The sequence below is a fragment of the Pseudomonas sp. Irchel 3F6 genome (assembly GCF_900187595.1).
Taxonomy (GTDB): Bacteria; Pseudomonadota; Gammaproteobacteria; order Pseudomonadales; family Pseudomonadaceae; genus Aquipseudomonas; species Aquipseudomonas siliginis.
This window is the reverse complement of record NZ_FYDP01000003.1, coordinates 88,884-105,697: the sequence shown is the minus strand read 5'-3', so window position 1 is coordinate 105,697 and position 16,814 is coordinate 88,884. Positions and strand designations below refer to the sequence as shown.

Sequence of the window (16,814 nt, the reverse complement as noted above, 5' to 3'; positions counted from 1 at the left end):
ACCGGTCAGCCCCTTGAACGAACGCCCGATGTCCACTGCCTTACGCCCCTCGGCCTGCCCGGGGTTGCTGCGTATCGTCCAGGCACTGGACGGCGGTATCTGCCGGATCAAGCTTGATGGCGGTTCGATCAGCGCCGATCAGGCCGATGCGGTGGCCGCTGCCGCCGAAGCGTTTGCGAGCGGTGCGATCGAAGCGACCAATCGCGGCAACCTGCAGATTCGTGGTATCGGTGCGCAATCGGCAGCGCTGATCGAGCGCTTGCTGGCCGCTGGCCTCGGGCCAAAGAACGCTGCCGGCGACGATGTGCGCAATCTGATGCTCAGCCCTGCCGCCGGGATCGATCGGCAGATGCTGATCGACACGCGCCCGCTCGCAGGGCAAATCCTCGACACCTTGCAAAGTCATCCGCGCTTCCATGAGTTGAGCGCCAAGTTCGCCGTGCAGCTCGATGGCGGCGAAGCGCTGGCGATGCTCGAACATCCGCATGATCTGTGGCTGTCGGCATTCGAGCGTGACGGCGAAATCCTCTGGGCATTCGGTCTGGCCGGTTGCCCGACCGATCGCCCGCTCGGCGCTGTGAGCCTGGACAACGCTCACGCGCTGGTGGTCGCCGCGCTGGAGTTGTTCCTCGACCTGGCCCGGCCAGAGCAAACACGGATGCGCCATCTGCTCGACGAGTTGCCAAGGCTCGCCTTTCTTGAATCGTTGCGCGAGCGCGTATCGCTCAAGGCGATCAGCAATTGGCAGCGCCCGACGTCGGCAGACGCGCTGCACATCGGCGCTCATCAGCAGAGCACGCAAGGTCTCTGCTACGTCGGCGCAGTGCCGCCACTGGGCCGACTTGATCCGGCGATGCTGCGTGGCGCGGCACAACTGGCCCGTCAATTTGGCGATGGCAGTCTGCGCTTCACGCCGTGGCAGAGCCTGCTGCTGCCGAACGTGAAAGCCACTGATACCGACAACGTGCTTGAGCAGTTGCGGGCGTTGGGCCTGTTGACGGCCGAGGCCGAACCACTGGCTCGCCTGATCGCCTGCACCGGCGCCGATGGCTGCGGCAAAGGCCTTGCCGACACCAAACAGGATGCCCGGCAACTTGCACCTCTGCTGCCCGCAGGCCTCAGCGTGCACCTGTCGGGTTGCTCGCGCTCCTGCGCCGCCGCCCACTGCGCGCCAGCGACGCTGCTGGCCGTTGCCCCCGGTCATTACGACCTCTATTTTCGCGATGCAGCACAGCCCGGATTCGGCACGCTGCACGCCTGCAACCTTACTATTGAAGCGGCCGCGACCCTGCTCGACGCCCGCTCCCGGAGCCCCCTTGATGCTTGATTACATCCGCGACGGTCAGGAGATCTATCGCAACTCCTTCGCGATCATTCGCCGCGAGGCCAATCTGGCGCGCATTCCCGCCGATCTGGAAAAACTTGCGGTGCGGGTGATCCACGCCTGCGGCATGGTCGAGGCCGTCGACGGTCTGCAATTCTCCGAGGGCGCGGGCAAGGCCGGGCGCGATGCTCTGGCGGCCGGTGCGCCGATTCTCTGCGACGCGCGGATGGTCTCCGAAGGCGTGACCCGCACGCGCCTGCCGGCCAATAACCAAGTGATCTGCACTTTGCGCGACGACAGCGTGCCGGACCTCGCCCGCGAGTTGGGCAACACCCGCTCGGCTGCCGCGCTGGAACTGTGGCGCCCGCACCTCGAAGGCAGTGTGGTGGTGATCGGCAACGCACCGACCGCGCTGTTCTACTTGCTGGAAATGCTCGACGCCGGCGCGCCGAAACCGGCACTGATCCTTGGCTTCCCGGTCGGCTTCGTCGGCGCTGCCGAATCGAAAGCGGCGCTGGCCGCCGACAGTCGCGGCGTGCCGTTCGTGATCATGCAGGGTCGGCTGGGCGGCAGCGCCATGGCCGCGGCCGCCGTCAATGCCCTCGCCACGGAGATCGAATGATGCAGGCCAAAGGACGTCTGATCGGCCTCGGTGTCGGCCCCGGTGATCCGGAACTGATCACTGTGAAAGCCTTGCGCCTGCTGCGCGAATCGCCGGTGGTCGCGTATTTCGTGGCCAAGGGCAAGAAGGGCAATGCGTTCGGCATCATCGAGGCGCATCTGGTCGAGGCGCAGAACCTGCTGCCGCTGGTCTATCCGGTGACCACCGAGGCGTTGCCGGCGCCGCTGTCGTATGAGCAGGTCATCAGCGATTTCTACGACGAAGCCGCTGTGGCGGTCGCCGAGCATCTGGACGCCGGCCGCGACGTGGCGGTGATCTGCGAAGGCGACCCGTTCTTCTACGGCTCCTACATGTATTTGCATGATCGTCTCGCCAGCCGTTACGAGGCCGAAGTCGTGCCCGGCGTGTGCTCGATGCTCGGCGGCGCTTCGGTGCTCGGCGCGCCGCTGGTGTATCGCAATCAGAGCCTGTCGGTGCTTTCCGGCGTGCTGCCCCACGAAGAACTGAAACGGCGTCTGGCCGATGCCGACGCGGCGGTGATCATGAAACTGGGGCGCAACTTTCCCAAAGTGCGTCAGGTGCTGGAAGAACTCGGTCTCGCCGAGCGCGCGCTGTATGTCGAGCGCGCGACCATGGCCAATCAGAAGATCGTGCCGATGGATCAGGTCGAGCCGATGTCCTCGCCGTACTTCTCGCTGATCATCGTCCCGGGCGAACGGTGGCAAGGTTGATGAGCCAAGCGACTCCCGCCATCGTCATTCTCGGCCAGGGCAGCCTCGCCACGGCGCGGCGCATTCAACAGGTCTATCCGGCGGCGCAGGTTCATGGCCTTGCCGGACGGGTTGAAGGCGCCGACAGCAGCTATCAGGAATTCGGCGCGACCCTGCGCGCGTTGTATCAACAGGACACGCCGATCATTGCCCTGTGCGCGGCGGGGATTGTCATTCGCACCCTGGCGCCGCTGTTGCTGGAGAAAGGCGCCGAACCGGCGGTGCTGGCGGTGGCCGAAGACGGCAGCGCGGTGGTGCCATTGCTGGGTGGACTCGGCGGGGTCAACGTCATGGCCCGGGAGATCGCGGCGGCGTTGCAAGTGGCGCCGGCGATCACCACCAGCGGCGAATTGCGCTTTGGTACCTGCCTGCTCAATCCGCCAAGCGGCTACGCACTGGCGGATCTGGAATCGGGCAAACGCTTCGTTTCCGACCTGCTCGCCGGGCACAGCGTGCGCATCGAAGGCGCGGCGCCATGGCTCGATCAGGCGCAGTTGCCGCAGGATCCGCAGGCGCAGCGGTCGATTCATGTGAGCAGTGTGCAGCGGGTGGCCAGCGCCGATGAATTACTGATTTACCCGCGCAGCGTGGCGGTGGCAGTGAGCGCTGACGTGGCAGATCTGTCGAACGCTGTTCGCGCTGCGTTGCAACAGGCCAGCGTCGCCGTGCCGGCACTGGCGTGTCTGGTGGCAGCAGACGCTGAAATGGCCTCATCGAGTTTGCGCGAGGCTGCGCTCGAGTTGGGCGTGCCACTGCGCTTCGTGGCAGCACAAAACGATCTTCAGACTTTGGCCCGCGTGGCAGTGCCAGCGGCGACCGTGATCTGCGCAGAATATCTGGCGATCGCGATTGCCGAGCAACCGCTGGACGTCGCGCAGATCGGCCGCCCGCGCGGTCGCCTGGCGGTCATTGGTCTTGGCCCCGGCGCCGCCGAACTGATGGTGCCAGCGGTGAAAACCGAACTGGCCCGCGCCACCGATGTGCTGGGCTATGAAACCTACGTGCGCATGGCCGGCCCGTTCCGCGACGATCAGGTGCAGCACTGCACCGACAATCGTGAAGAAATGCAGCGTGCCCGCCATGCCTTCAGGCTCGCCGCCGAAGGCCGCTCGGTGATCGTGGTTTCCTCGGGCGACCCGGGCGTATTCGCCATGGCCGCTGCGGTGCTCGAAGCCCTGCACGAATCGGATGACCCGGCGTGGCACAGCGTTGATCTGGAAATCCTCCCCGGCGTCTCCGCCTCGCTGGCCACTGCGGCTCAGGCCGGTGCGCCGCTGGGCCACGACTTCTGCGTGATGTCCCTGTCGGACAACCTCAAGCCCTGGGCGATCATCGAGAAACGTCTGGATCTGGCCGCCCAAGCGGATCTGGCCCTGGCGTTCTACAACCCGATTTCCCGGGCGCGCCCGTGGCAACTGGGCCGCGCACTGGAGATTGTTGCGCAGCACCGCTCGCCTGAAACACCGGTGGTGCTCGGTCGGGACATCGGCCGGCCGGGGCAGACGCTGCGCACCACGACCCTGGGCGCATTGACACCGGAACAGGTGGACATGCGCACCATGGTGCTGATCGGCTCTTCGACCACCTGCACCTTCGCCCGTGCCGGAGGCGGTGAGTGGGTTTACACGCCGCGTTGGTATGGTGAAAAACCGCTGTCCTGAAAAACCCTCCGCTCATTCAATATTCAGCTTTGGGAAAGTTTGAGCGGTTGTAAGTCCGATCGAAGTTTCAATTGTTTTCCACCAGCAATAAACAATGGTCATGCCCCACAGGGCAGGGCCATTTTTTTTGTCCGACGGTCGCGCCGGTCCGCTAATTATTTCGCAGCCGTTACAGCATAGTGCTTCGGTGTTATCAGATATTGCCGGGGACAAGCTTTGTATTCCTTGTTGTTTGTGTGGCGCGTATTAGCCCACTAGGGTGCTGTGTTCATAGCACTTGTCGAGTGTCGTTCAAATCAATTTACCGCTCTGCAGCGGCGCGAAAGTGCGCGCGTCAATGGGCCATTAAGTAAACAAGGAGTGTGTGATGGCTTTAAAAAACGATTACTCGTTCGGGCGAGCATTCATTTCTGCGCAAGAGTATTCCGTACTCTCAAAAGCATTGCGGGAGCTTTCTGCTACACCCCAATATCAAGCGCTGAACGACTATTACCAGCAAGCCGGTCAAACGACTGACCCGGTGTCGTTGTTGACCCTGGCGAGCCTGTTTCAAGAGCAACTTGCAGCGTTGTTGAAACGCAAAAAAAACCCTGTTCCGGTGGTTGTCGATGACATTGCGCGAGGGCTGCAACGTTATCTGTCACGGCTTTCGACGACCGTGGAAATGTTGTCGGGGCCGACCCGGCCGGTGCCGAAAGTCATCCATTTCGTCTGGGTTGGCGGAAGCGAAGTCGGGGTCAATCAGCGCGATTACATGAATATCTGGCGCCAGGTGATGGCGGCGGAGGGTTACCGCTTCAACCTTTGGTACGACAGCGATGCGTTGCTGGCTTTCGAGATGAACCGGGTCATTCTCGACAGCGCCAGGGCTGATGCGATGGCATCCGGTGGTGCAGCACTCAAGCATGCCGGGCAACTGGCGACGATGATTGAAGAGCGTGCACGGGTGTTGAAACAGCAGATGTTCGACTACCTCAGCCAGCCGAGGTGGAAGGGGCGGACCGATGAAGCACGCATCGATCTGATGGTGCGTGCTTATGGCAAGGACCGCGCGTCGCTGCAGGCTTTTCGTCAGCGCTGCCTCGACAGCCATCTGGCGATGGTGGGGCCGGATCTGCAATTACGCGATGTCACTCACGCCTTTGCCGATGACTTGTTGGCGGACGTCTACCACCGCGAAGTGTCGATGCGCGGCAACTTCGCTGCAGCGAGCGATGTGGTGCGCTTGCAGGCGGAATTTCGTGAAGGCGGGCGTTATACCGACATGGATTATCTGCCGCCGCTGCTCGACAAGTTGGGCGGTGTCGATATCAGCGATTACAGCCAGACGCAGAAAATCGCAGTCCTGCAACTTCTGTTGAACAACAATCCGCAGTTGATGCCGGGGCGCGATCCGCAGCATTACCCCGACAGGACCGACAGTCTTCCAGAGCAACATAAACAACTTCTCGAGGATTTTGCTCGCAGCAAACCCGACGTCCTTGAACTGTTCATAGCGCCAAAAGTCGTGGAGGCTGCGGAGAACGGCTTTCGCATGGGGCTGCAAATCAATGAAGAAATGAACGCTCATTTCATCGCCCAGCCGGGCAGCGGCATGACGATGTCGATCATGCAAGTCATTCGGCTTAATTACGACGTGCTCGCTGAAGTTGAAAAGCGCATGGCCAACTCGGCATCCGGTTGGGCCGACGGTGAAAACCTGACCACGGTCGCGGCGACAGTCATTGAAGAGATGTTGGTCAGGTCGAACTTCACCAGCTGGAATGAAGCTTATGCCTACCAATTGCTTAAAGCGGTTGTCACCTATTATCGGGACGGTATCCGCAATGACGCGGCGGGTACGGTAACGCTCACCGGCCCGGGCGCGGCACTCGCTGGATTACATGAATATATCGAAGCCAATTGCGATCCGTTTTTCACTCGTCAGGTGCTGGCGCAACAGCGTCTGCGCGAGGGCTACAACGTCAATACCGAAGAGGAAACCATTTCCGGCTGGATCGTCAGGGGCACGGAAAAAGACTGGCTGGAGAAGGAACACGCCCGGTGGGCCGAGGGAAAGCTCAAGTCTCGTTATGCCGGACGCTTGTCCAACCTGCTCAGCGATCGAAGCCTGACCTTCGAGCGCGGCTGGCCCGTTGTCGAGGGCAAACCGGTGCTGGTGACCGCGGTGCTGCAACGCTTGATGGATGATCTGGGCGAGCCGTTCATTCGAGCGATGCGAGACAAGTTGAGCGGGGAGGTCAATTTCGCTCAAGCCGTGGTCATCGACTTCGACGCCCGTCAGCAAGTGCTGGCGCAAGGACCTGTGGTTGTGCCGACCTCCCATGGTGCGGAATCGGTCAGCCATCTCAACGAACTGTTCAGCCGGATCGCCCACGGTACGCTGCCGCTGGAACAACTGAGCCCCGCGATGCGAGTCGTGCTCGGGGGGATTTTCGGCGCAACGAGCGTGGACGATGTCGGGTTCGCCGATACCTGGCAACAGGTGCGCGACCTGGCCATCGCCACCGACCGTGACGGCACTTTCGCGCGCTACGATGCGATTGAAAAAGCCGTGCGCCAGCGCCGCTCGGCGGCGTTCGAGAACGGACTGGAACGCGACCTGCCGACGGCCACATCGACGACCCGCGAACTCAAGGTTCAAGCCATGTCCGAGCCGCTGACGCTGCGCCAGTGGGGCGAACGTATCGGCCAGATCAAGCACAGCGCGCAGCGGGAGTTTCGCACGCAGATCCTGCAGCGCAGCGGGCAAGTGCGTGACATCTTTTTCAAGGCTGGCGCGGTGTCGGTCAAGCAGTTGCCGCAGGATCTGTTGCAGCGCAACGCGGGCGACCCGGGGCGCCGCTGTTATCCGCTGGCGCTGCTGATGGGCGCCGCAGTGGCAGCCGGCGAGCCGGCGGAACGGGCGTTGGTCGGGCATGTCGCCAGCGCCAGCGCGAGTCCCGACGAAATTGGATCGCGGGCGTTGCGCAGTGCGCTGGACGAACTGCGCGCCTTGCCCACCGGCGAGGTCGGCAGCGTTCGCGGCGTGCAACGCCTGGACAGCATCATCGCCGCGCTGAACGTCAGTGCGGCGCCTGCGGTGCTGCTGCTCGACACTGGCGACCACGCCCTGCTGCTGGCGAAAGTGCGAACCGGTGAGCACGCGGCCTATCGCTTCTACGATCCTAACTTCGCCCTCTACGGATTTGCCGATGGCGCGCAGTTGCAACGTGGCGTAGAGCGTTATCTGAGCGCAGACGATAACGCGCTGGCGAAGCTTTATGGTCTGGGTGAGATGGCCACGGCGCAGTTCACCGTCACTGAGCTGGACACTGCGGCGATCGCCGAACGCAAGCTGTCATCGGCTCTGCGTGTGGACAGTTTTCTGCACAACGTTGCGCTGGCCGATCCGCAGGGAGCCTCGATCTGGCACAAACAAGCGCTGGCCCGTACCCGATCTCTGGGGGAAAACGCTCGGCTGGGCACCAGCCTTGCGCAACTGGACGCACGCTACTGGACCAGCGAGTTCGAGCAGGCGACCGAGCGTTTGCGCCGTGAGCACAACCTGGCGCGTGATTACGTGCCGTTGCTCGATACCCACAGCAAAAACGCCGACGGCGGCCACAGCATTACGCTGATGGATCTGCGCAATGCGCAAAATGCCCGGACGGTCAGCACCCGGGATTCGCGCTTTCAGAAAATCAGGCAATACGTCGAACGACTCGTGCAGGGCGGTGCGGCCAGGCCCGGTCAGACGGCTGATCACGACGGTGGCAGCCGACTCAGTTTCGCCTTTGCGATCCAGACGCTGATCAGTGAAATGCGCCAGCGCGAGTACCGCGCTGGCGATACAGCGCCGACACTGACCGTCGCCCTGCAACTTCAGGTGTACGTCAGTTATGCACAGCTGGGCTTTGGTGTGGCCAGCGATGCAGTGCAGGTCATCCAGTTGGTGCGCCATTTAGCGGTGGCCGAGCGGGCGTTGCAGCAGACCTCGTTCTCCGCACGTCTGGCAGGGCAGGCCGCCACGGGCGTCGGGGTGGCATTTTCCGTGGCCAATATCGGTTTCGACATCTACAACCTGACGCAGGCAGAGAATCATGAGCAGCGAGCGCGATTCTCTACGTCTCTGGCGTTCAATACGGCGGCCCTGGGTCTGGATATTGTCGCCCTGGCGGCGGGCGGAACGGTGGGCGCGTTCGCCGCAGCGCTGTCCGTGCCGCTACTGGGCGTCGGTATCGGGGTGACCGCGATTGCCAGCAATCTCGGGCAGATCATGGACAAGGCTGCGGCCATCGGCGAGCACCTCTCGCAGATTCACGACGCTTATCAGAAGTCTTACGAAAGCGTTGGTGCGGTCTTGCAGTTCCCCGCACTGGCAGTGATTACCGAGGTGGATCTGCACAGCAGAAGGGTGGCGTTCGAAGGGCAGAAGTTTTACCCCTGGAAGGGCAGTGCACTGGAATTGCCGCAATACGACGATGATCCTGCCACGCGGCATGCTGCGATCAACATCCCCATAGCCTTTCAACGTCCTGCTGTCGGCAGCGTCTGGGGTACTTTGCCCACGATGGTGGTGCTGCCTTGTTCGCCAATCTGTTACTACGGCTATGAATATCAACTCGGCAGCGCCGGGACCGTGCCCTTTTCAACAACCCGCTACCCGCGGTTGCACGACCGCCTGGCACATCAGCTGGAATATGACGCGCTCGGTAACCGGGTGTTTTACCTGTTCAGTACGCCATTAGCGCCGCACATACTCTACAAGCTGCATCCGGTATTCATGGCCACGACGATCAAGCTGCAGTTGAGCGCAGAGGTCAGTCAGCTGTTGGTTCCGGACCTGCCGCCAGAGTGGCGCGAGAAGATTGCCTACCGGATCACCGCACCGCAGGGGCAATTCCGGATTCGGTTGGTGCCAGGCCTGCTGTCGGTGAATTTCGAGCAAGCCCAAGGCTGGGAACGGGTGACCTGGACGGTGCAGGCGTCCTGGGCACGGGTCGAGCAGGTCAGCTTTCGTGCAAAACCACGGGACAGCATCGACAGCGCACCTGACATGCTGGTCGATGGCCTCGTGTTGAATCGTTTTGACGGCGTCATCGAGCTGGCCGAGGGGCTGTTCCGGATCGACTGGACGGGCCGCAGCCTGCATCTGATCGCCGTTGTCCTCGACTACGAAAACAACGCTGCGACTCAACTGCGTAGCGCCAACATGACCGCCAGCGGCATCCCTGCGCCGGTGCAGCGCTATTTGCGCGCTCAGGTCGCAAGCGGGCAACTGACCGCAGCCTATTTGCCGTTGCGTAACTTCAGAGTGCCGTTCGATTCGCCGAACCGGCCAGTGGTGACTACCGGCTATTACGACACTGCGCGGGATCGGGTGCTGTTCGCGCGTAACCTGCCGCAGGAGGTGAACGAGGGTGTGGTTCTGGCAGGCGTCAACGCCGGCCATGCGTGGTTCTACCATCCCGATCATCCATCGGTATGGCGGGTCGATGTGCTGACCGGCACTGTCCAGCATCGCTACCGTCTGAAAAATCCACGTACAGGTTCGACCATCATCGGCTGCCGACAACAAGCCGATGGAGCGCTGCGGATTGCGCAGAAGCTGACGGCAGAAGCGTTGCATGGCACCACCACGGTCGAGTACCGGATTAGCGGGCAGCATGTAGAACTGACCGCTTGCCAGATCGCTTTTGCCGCCGAGGACTATCGGTTCGAGCCGCGTGAAGCGCTTCGACAAGCCGATGCCCCGGACATGAGCGTCTCGTCAGACATGGCCGCCAGCAGCAGTGATTGGTCTTGTGCTCCGTTCATTGTTGTCGAGGGCTATGCCGGGTCGCAGTTGCGCGACAGGGCTTGGCTGAACAAGACGACGGGCAAGTGCATTGAGGCCAGGCAAGACCTGTCCTGGCCCGAATACTTGTTGATGCTGATGCCGTCCAGCCCTGAAAACAACGCGGTGCTGTTCTATAGCCAGCAGGAGCGGACGATCAGCCGCGGCATCGAACCCCGTGTCGGTCATGGGCAGAATGTGGTGATCGAGCGCGATGTGGTGGAGGTCACTCAGATCAATCAGCGTTTCATCGCCACCAAGGACGACGGCCGTCTGTTCGAGGTCGATATCGTCGACGTGCCGGCAGCGGCAGCGATCGACGAGGTGATTGTGTTTCAGTACGGGGTACCTTCCCTTGCGCACAGAAGCGATGAGGCATGGCTCGATCAGGCCGATAAACCCTCGATTCTCCGGTTCGCCGGCGTTGGGCAGCGCTGGCTGCAGCGAAATCCCGATTGGTTGAGCGCATTGCCCTCGCTGGCCACGGTCGCAGCGTTGCTGCCGTTCCCGGTCTTCGGTTTACGAGATGGGGCAGGTCAGGCGTTCCTGACTGTGTGGTGTGTCGATGGCAAAGTCGCTGTGGCCGATATCGGTCAGGGCAAGGAGCTGGCGCTGCTCGGTCTGACCCCGGATCAAAGCGCTGTCTGGTTGCTTGAGGTCAGCGCCGGACAACTTTTCCGCCAGCCGCTGATGGCGATCGAAGCACTGCGGGGAGTGTTTGCCGCTGACCATCGTTTGCTGAAACCGGAGGTGCTCGACAGGCCTGAAAAGGTCTGGACGTCATGGACTTTTGCTGAGGTGCGGCGCCAGGGTGAAGGGCTGATTGCGCAGACCCTCGACGGGGTGCATCTGCAATTGCTGGATAACCAGCCGGCAATGATCGTTGGCGTGGAAAATCGCTGGTCTCATGTGCCGGGGCAGAGCGATGAACAGTTACGTGCACGCCTGCGAGCATTGTTGCAAGGGCATGCCCACGCGCCTGTCATACAAGTGGCAAGTGCAACCGGACGCTATCTGTATTACCTACCGCAACTTGATCAGCTGTTCGATCTGGCCGGGCGCAGTGACGGACAGTGGTCGGCATTCCTCGGTACGCGCGGGTCGAAGCAGCCGATGCTGTTCGACCCGGTCGACCAACTGATTTTCAGCGCCGGCCCGAACGACGGCGTCTGGCTGCCCGACAGTTATGCCCATCGCGACGCCGAGGTCATGGTGCTTGAGGTAGGTGATGACATCACAGAGATCGAAACATTGTTGCCCGATGGCGTCACCAGGCTGCTGCTGACTTTCGGTGCGCAGACCTCGGGTTATCGGCTGGCGCAAGCGTCCTTCCAGCGGTTGGACTGCATCGTGGTCGATGGACGACAGGCTTCGGATGCTGAAACGGCAGAACCTTGCCTGCTGGATCTGGATCTGGACGAGTGCGGGCATTGGTGGATGTCACGGGTCGATGACGGTGTGGTACTGACCGATCCGGACTCCGGGCACAGTCTGATATTGCGTAATTTCGACGGACAGCGCCCACTGCTACTGATGCTGCCCATTGCCGGGCGGCCACACACGTTCACGCTGGCTCAAGGGCTGGAAGCGTTTGCCACTGTGCGCGGCGCAGAGGCCACGGTCAGCCTGACAGCGGTGATCGCAGCGCTGCGCTGATGTCTCTACGCACAGCAAAACGCCGCGAACGGTAACCGTACGCGGCGTTTCGTTGTGGCGGTTGCGCTGCAACAACACTCAAGGCACTAGATAGCCTTTCACACCGGTAAAGATGATTTGCGCCGCCAGTGCGCAAACAAACAATCCCATCAAGCGGCTGACAATCTGCAAGCCCTGATCGCCGAGAATCCGCTCGATGCGATTGGACAGATACAGCACCACTCCGACAGTAAAACTGGCCAGGGCGATACTCATGATTGCAGTGAGCTTGTCGTCCCAGTGCGGCTGGCTGACGCCCATCACCAGCAAGGCGCCGATGGTGCCGGGGCCGACCGTCAGCGGGATGGTCAGCGGCACGATGGTCACGTCCTGCTGCACATTATCAGCCTGCACCGCCGGTTTGCCCTGAGCCATGCCGAGCGCGGAAATGAACAACACGCTGCCGGCACCGATGCGAAAGGCGTCCACGGTGATGCCGAAGACATCGAAAATCACCCGCCCGAACAAATAGAGCAGCACACTGGAAATCAGTGTGGCGAGGGCGACCTTCCACGCCAGACGCCGCTGTTCCTTGCGCGAATAGCCACGGGTCAGGCTGATAAAGCACGACAACACGAAGAACGGGCTGTAGAGCACCAGCATCTTCAGATAAACGCTGAACAACACATGGAGCATGATGCAAGCTCACTGGCGATGGAGTCGGGGGGGAGTCTATCAGGCACCGCAGATTCTGTCGGTTTACGACGGCTGGGTCGTGGCCCGGTTCTGCTGATCGCGTTGGGCAACCCAGTGTTCGATCAACTCGCGCAACTGGGAGAGCTCGACCGGTTTGGACATGTGCCCGTCCATGCCGGCCTGCCGGGCGCGCTCCTTGTGTTCGGCAAGAATGTGCGCGGTGAGGGCTACAACCGGTGTGCGGATGCGCTGATTGCTGACTTCCCAGGCGCGCAGTTGCTGAGTGGCGGAGAAGCCATCAAGGATCGGCATTTCACAATCCATCAGCACCAGGTCGTAACGCTGGGCCTTCATCGCTTGCAGCGCTTCTTCGCCATTGCTCGCGGTGTCCGGTTGCAGGTTGAGCTTGCCGAGCATGCCACGGATCACTTTGGTCGAGATGGTGTTGTCTTCGGCGACGAGGATGCGGAAGTCGCTCGGCACTTTGGCCGCTGTGGCCGCCGTAACGACCTGCGGCTGGAACGCGACCTGGCCCTTGTTGCGTTGATTGAGCTCGTCAGCCAGCGTGGTCTTGAGCGTATAGCCGGCCACCGGTTTGGCCAGTATTCGTTTGATCCCCGAATTGCGCGCAATGATCTTGCTCGGCGCGTTGCTGATGCCGGTGAGCATGATCAGCAGAATGTCGTGGTTCAGGCTCGGGTCTTCCTTGATCTTCGCTGCCAGTTGCATGCCGGTCATGCCGGGCATGTTCTGGTCGAGCAGGACCACGTCGAAGTAATCGCGCAGATGCGCCTTGGTGCGCAGCAGCGCCAGCGCCTCCTTGCCCGACGGCACGGCGCTGACATTCAGGCCCCAGGCGCTGCACTGCTGCACCAGCACTTTGCGGCAAGTGTCGTTGTCGTCGACCACCAATACCCGCGCGCCTTGCAGCGGGCTGTCCAGATCGGAGGTCGGATGTTCGAGGCGATCCGGGTCCAGTGGCAAGGTCAGCCACAAAGTGCTGCCCTGGGTGGCGCCGCTCTTGATGCCGAACTCGCCTTGCATCAGACGGATCAGTTGGCGCGCAATCACCAGGCCGAGATTGCCGCCCAGGCGATTGGCCGAGAGGAAGTGCTTGCTGTGCAATTCGGCGTGCAACAGTGCTTCGCGCTCTTCCGGCTCCATCGGCACGCCGCTGTCCTGCACGGCAATGCGCAGGCGCGGCTTGCTGCTGCGCTCATCCAGTGCAACGACGATCAGCACTTCGCCTTCTTCGGTTTTCTTCAGGGCATTTTCCAGCAGGCTCAGCAAGGTCTGGCGCAGGCGCGTCGGATCGCCGCTGATTACCCGTGGCACTTGCGGCTGGATGAAGCTGATCAGCTCGACGTTCTGTTGCTCGGCCTTGGCCCGGTAGATGCTCAGGCAATCATCGATCAGGGCGTTGAGGTCGAACTGCACGTCATCGAGTTCGATCTGCCCGGATTCGAGCTTGGAGATGTCGAGGATCTCGTTGATCAGCGTCAGCAGTTCGTTGCCGGCGCTGTGGATGGTTTGCACGTAATCGCGTTGCTTGACCGACAGCGGCGTGCCCAGCAGCAGCTCGGTCATGCCCAGTACGCCGTTCATCGGTGTGCGGATTTCGTGGCTGATCTTGGCGAGGAATTCGGCTTTGGCGTTGATTTCGGCGTTGCTTGCCGCCAGGTCGCGGCTGATGCTGAAACGACTTTCAGTGATGCTGCGCTGTCGCTCGCCCAAGGCGACGCTCATCAGCAGACCGCTGATGCAGATGAACACCATCAGCGTCATGATCAGGCCTTGCGGCGTGACCAGGGTCAGCCCCAGTAGCGCCGGCAGGATAACCAGGGTGCCGATGTTGAACACGATCATGGCGGCGACGAACAGACGCGCCGGGCGATAGCCCTTCTGCCAGTGATAGAAACCCACCAGCAACATGCTCAGACCGGCCAATGCGACCAATGCGTAGGTGATGATGTTCAGCGGCAAGGTGTTGACGAACAGCAGCAACAGGCTGCACGTGACGATCAACAGAATGTCGCCCCACAGCAGTTTGTTCAGCGGATGCTGGCCCAGTGGTGCAAAGAAGCGCAGGGCGTACATCAATCCGGCTGGAGCCGTCAGCAGCAATGCCAGATAAGCGCCCGGCGTCTGAATGGCTTGCCAGTTCGGCAACCACGGACCGGCGAGATTGAGCAACAGGAACAGACTCAGCCCGAGCAGGCCCTCACAGATCGCCAGCCACAGACTGCTGCGCGAGCGCGAGTAGGCGTAGCGCACCAGGTTGTGCAGCAGGAGCATGGCGAGGCAGCCGAACAGCAGGCCGAAAATCAGCGTCTGCTTCTGATCGGCTGCGCCCTCGATTGCCGCTTGCAGGGTGATGTGCGGGCGCAGCTGATGGCCGGAGACCATGCGTACGTAGACGTCCAGCGGCTTGTCGGCCTGGGGCAGGGGCAGCATGAAATCGCTGCTTGGCAAAGGATGTTCGGCCTGCGGCCGTTCGTTGCCGGTATTGCGTTGCTCGATCAGCCGGTCGCCGTCGAGCACGTAGAGATTGAGTTGGGACAGGTCGGGGGCAAAGATGCGCAGCACTTGTTCGTGCTTGCCCGGCGCCAGTTTGAAGCGCAGCCACAGGGCGCCCTCGGGTTCGGCCGCGGTCAGACGGTCAAGCTCGATGGGGCTGAATTGATTGGTATAGCGAGCGGAGCGGATGTCGCTCAGTTGCAGGATGCCCTGATCGTCAAGCAATACCGACCAGCCACTGCCTTGCGCGGCCTGGGCCGGAAGCATGCAGAGCAAGGTCATCAGCGTGACGGTGAAGCTTATGGCAATCCTGAGCCAGCGCACGGCGAAATCCCTTCGTAGGTTGATGCCAGAATATAACGATGCGCGACGACCGAACAGCCCGGCGAGGAATGGCATCCCGCGCCGGGCCTGATGGATCGCTTACTCCTGGGTTTCGCCGCGTTCACGGGCAATGGCGCGGTAGCCGATGTCCTTGCGGTAGAAGCAGCCTTCCCAGTCGATTGCCGAGGCAAGTTTGTAGGCCTGCTGCTGAGCTTCACCCACGGTGGCGCCCATGGCAGTGGCACACAGTACACGACCACCGGCAGTGACGACCTGACCGTCCTTCAACGCGGTGCCGGCGTGGAAGACTTTACCTTCCAGAGCTGCCGCCGCGTCCAGACCGTTGATCGCTGCGCCTTTGGCGTAGTCGCCCGGGTAGCCGCCAGCAGCCAGAACGATGCCAACGCTCGGACGCGGATCCCACTGTGCTTCAATTTTGTCCAGTGCCTGCGCCAACGCGGCTTCAACCAGCAGCACCAGGCTCGATTGCAGACGCAGCATCACCGGTTGGGTTTCCGGATCGCCGAAGCGGCAGTTGAACTCGATGACTTTCGGGTTACCGGCCTTGTCGATCATCAGACCGGCATATAGGAAGCCAGTGTAGACGTTGCCTTCCTCGGCCATGCCGCGCACGGTCGGCCAGATCACCTGATCCATCACGCGCTGGTGCACGTCGGCGGTGACCACCGGGGCAGGGGAATAAGCACCCATGCCGCCAGTATTCGGGCCGCTGTCGCCGTCGCCGACGCGTTTGTGATCCTGGCTGGTGGCCATCGGCAGCACGTTCTTGCCGTCGACCATGACGATGAACGAAGCTTCTTCGCCGTCGAGGAATTCTTCGATCACCACGCGTGAACCGGCGTCGCCAAACGAGTTGCCAGCGAGCATGTCACGCACGGCGTCTTCGGCTTCGGCCAGGGTCATGGCGACGATCACGCCTTTGCCGGCAGCCAGGCCATCGGCCTTGATCACGATCGGCGCGCCTTTCTCACGCAGATAAGCCAGGGCCGGCTCGATCTCGGTGAAATTCTGGTAATCGGCGGTCGGGATCTTGTGGCGGGCGAGGAAATCCTTGGTGAAGGCTTTCGAGCCTTCCAGTTGCGCAGCACCGGCAGTCGGACCGAAGCAGTCCAGGCCACGGGAGCGGAACAGATCGACCACGCCGGCCACCAGCGGCACTTCCGGGCCGACGATGGTCAGGGAAACGTTCTTTTCCGCGAAGTCGGCCAGTTGCTCCAGCGCCAACACGTCGATGGCAACGTTCTCGCACTTGGCTTCAATGGCGGTGCCAGCGTTGCCCGGTGCAACGAAAACCTTCTGCACACGCGGATCCTGAGCCACTTTCCAGGCCAGAGCGTGTTCACGGCCACCGCTGCCAATGATCAAAACATTCATTTCAAAAACCTCAAAAATCTGTCAGGCGCTGCTGGAGCGCTTTATGTGGGAG

8 protein-coding genes are annotated in these 16,814 nt (G+C 61.8%); 5 read left to right on the top strand and 3 right to left on the bottom strand.

What is annotated here, in order from left to right; genetic code table 11:
• Nucleotides 1-28 precede the first annotated feature (28 nt).
• The 5 genes from cobG to CKW30_RS12175 all read left to right on the top strand — a co-directional run bounded on the left by cobG (nucleotide 29) and on the right by CKW30_RS12175 (nucleotide 11,851).
• Nucleotides 29-1,327 (top strand): precorrin-3B synthase, encoded by a 1,299-nt coding sequence (gene cobG, locus CKW30_RS12195; RefSeq protein ID WP_095180922.1) that lies wholly within the window; start codon nucleotides 29-31, stop codon nucleotides 1,325-1,327.
• Nucleotides 1,320-1,946: a precorrin-8X methylmutase gene (locus CKW30_RS12190; RefSeq protein WP_095180921.1), complete on the top strand. Its 627-nt coding sequence runs from the start codon at nucleotides 1,320-1,322 to the stop codon at nucleotides 1,944-1,946. The genes cobG and CKW30_RS12190 overlap by 8 nt, the downstream gene beginning before the upstream one ends.
• A complete protein-coding gene (locus CKW30_RS12185) occupies nucleotides 1,943-2,677 on the top strand; it encodes a precorrin-2 C(20)-methyltransferase (protein ID WP_370695113.1) in 735 nt (244 codons plus the stop codon). The genes CKW30_RS12190 and CKW30_RS12185 overlap by 4 nt, the downstream gene beginning before the upstream one ends.
• Nucleotides 2,677-4,377, top strand: a complete 1,701-nt coding sequence (gene cobJ, locus CKW30_RS12180) for a precorrin-3B C(17)-methyltransferase (protein ID WP_095180920.1) — start codon at nucleotides 2,677-2,679, stop codon at nucleotides 4,375-4,377. Before CKW30_RS12185 ends, cobJ begins: the two co-directional genes overlap by 1 nt.
• A gap of 367 nt (nucleotides 4,378-4,744) precedes the next feature.
• The gene (locus tag CKW30_RS12175; protein ID WP_095180919.1) at nucleotides 4,745-11,851 is read left to right on the top strand and encodes a TcdA/TcdB pore-forming domain-containing protein; all 7,107 of its coding nucleotides are present in this window, start codon (nucleotides 4,745-4,747) and stop codon (nucleotides 11,849-11,851) included.
• A 78-nt stretch (nucleotides 11,852-11,929) separates the two neighbouring features.
• Here the strand turns inward: CKW30_RS12175 and CKW30_RS12170 are convergent, their stop codons facing one another.
• The 3 genes from CKW30_RS12170 to purD all read right to left on the bottom strand — a co-directional run bounded on the left by CKW30_RS12170 (nucleotide 11,930) and on the right by purD (nucleotide 16,762).
• Nucleotides 11,930-12,526 carry a MarC family protein gene (locus CKW30_RS12170; protein ID WP_016771870.1) on the bottom strand — a complete coding sequence of 199 codons (597 nt, stop codon included), beginning with the start codon at nucleotides 12,524-12,526 and terminating at the stop codon, nucleotides 11,930-11,932.
• Nucleotides 12,527-12,589: 63 nt separating this feature from the next.
• Nucleotides 12,590-15,367 (bottom strand): hybrid sensor histidine kinase/response regulator, encoded by a 2,778-nt coding sequence (locus CKW30_RS12165; RefSeq protein ID WP_095181162.1) that lies wholly within the window; start codon nucleotides 15,365-15,367, stop codon nucleotides 12,590-12,592.
• 99 nt (nucleotides 15,368-15,466) lie between these two features.
• The gene (gene purD / locus CKW30_RS12160; RefSeq protein WP_095180918.1) at nucleotides 15,467-16,762 is read right to left on the bottom strand and encodes a phosphoribosylamine--glycine ligase; all 1,296 of its coding nucleotides are present in this window, start codon (nucleotides 16,760-16,762) and stop codon (nucleotides 15,467-15,469) included.
• Nucleotides 16,763-16,814 lie beyond the last annotated feature (52 nt).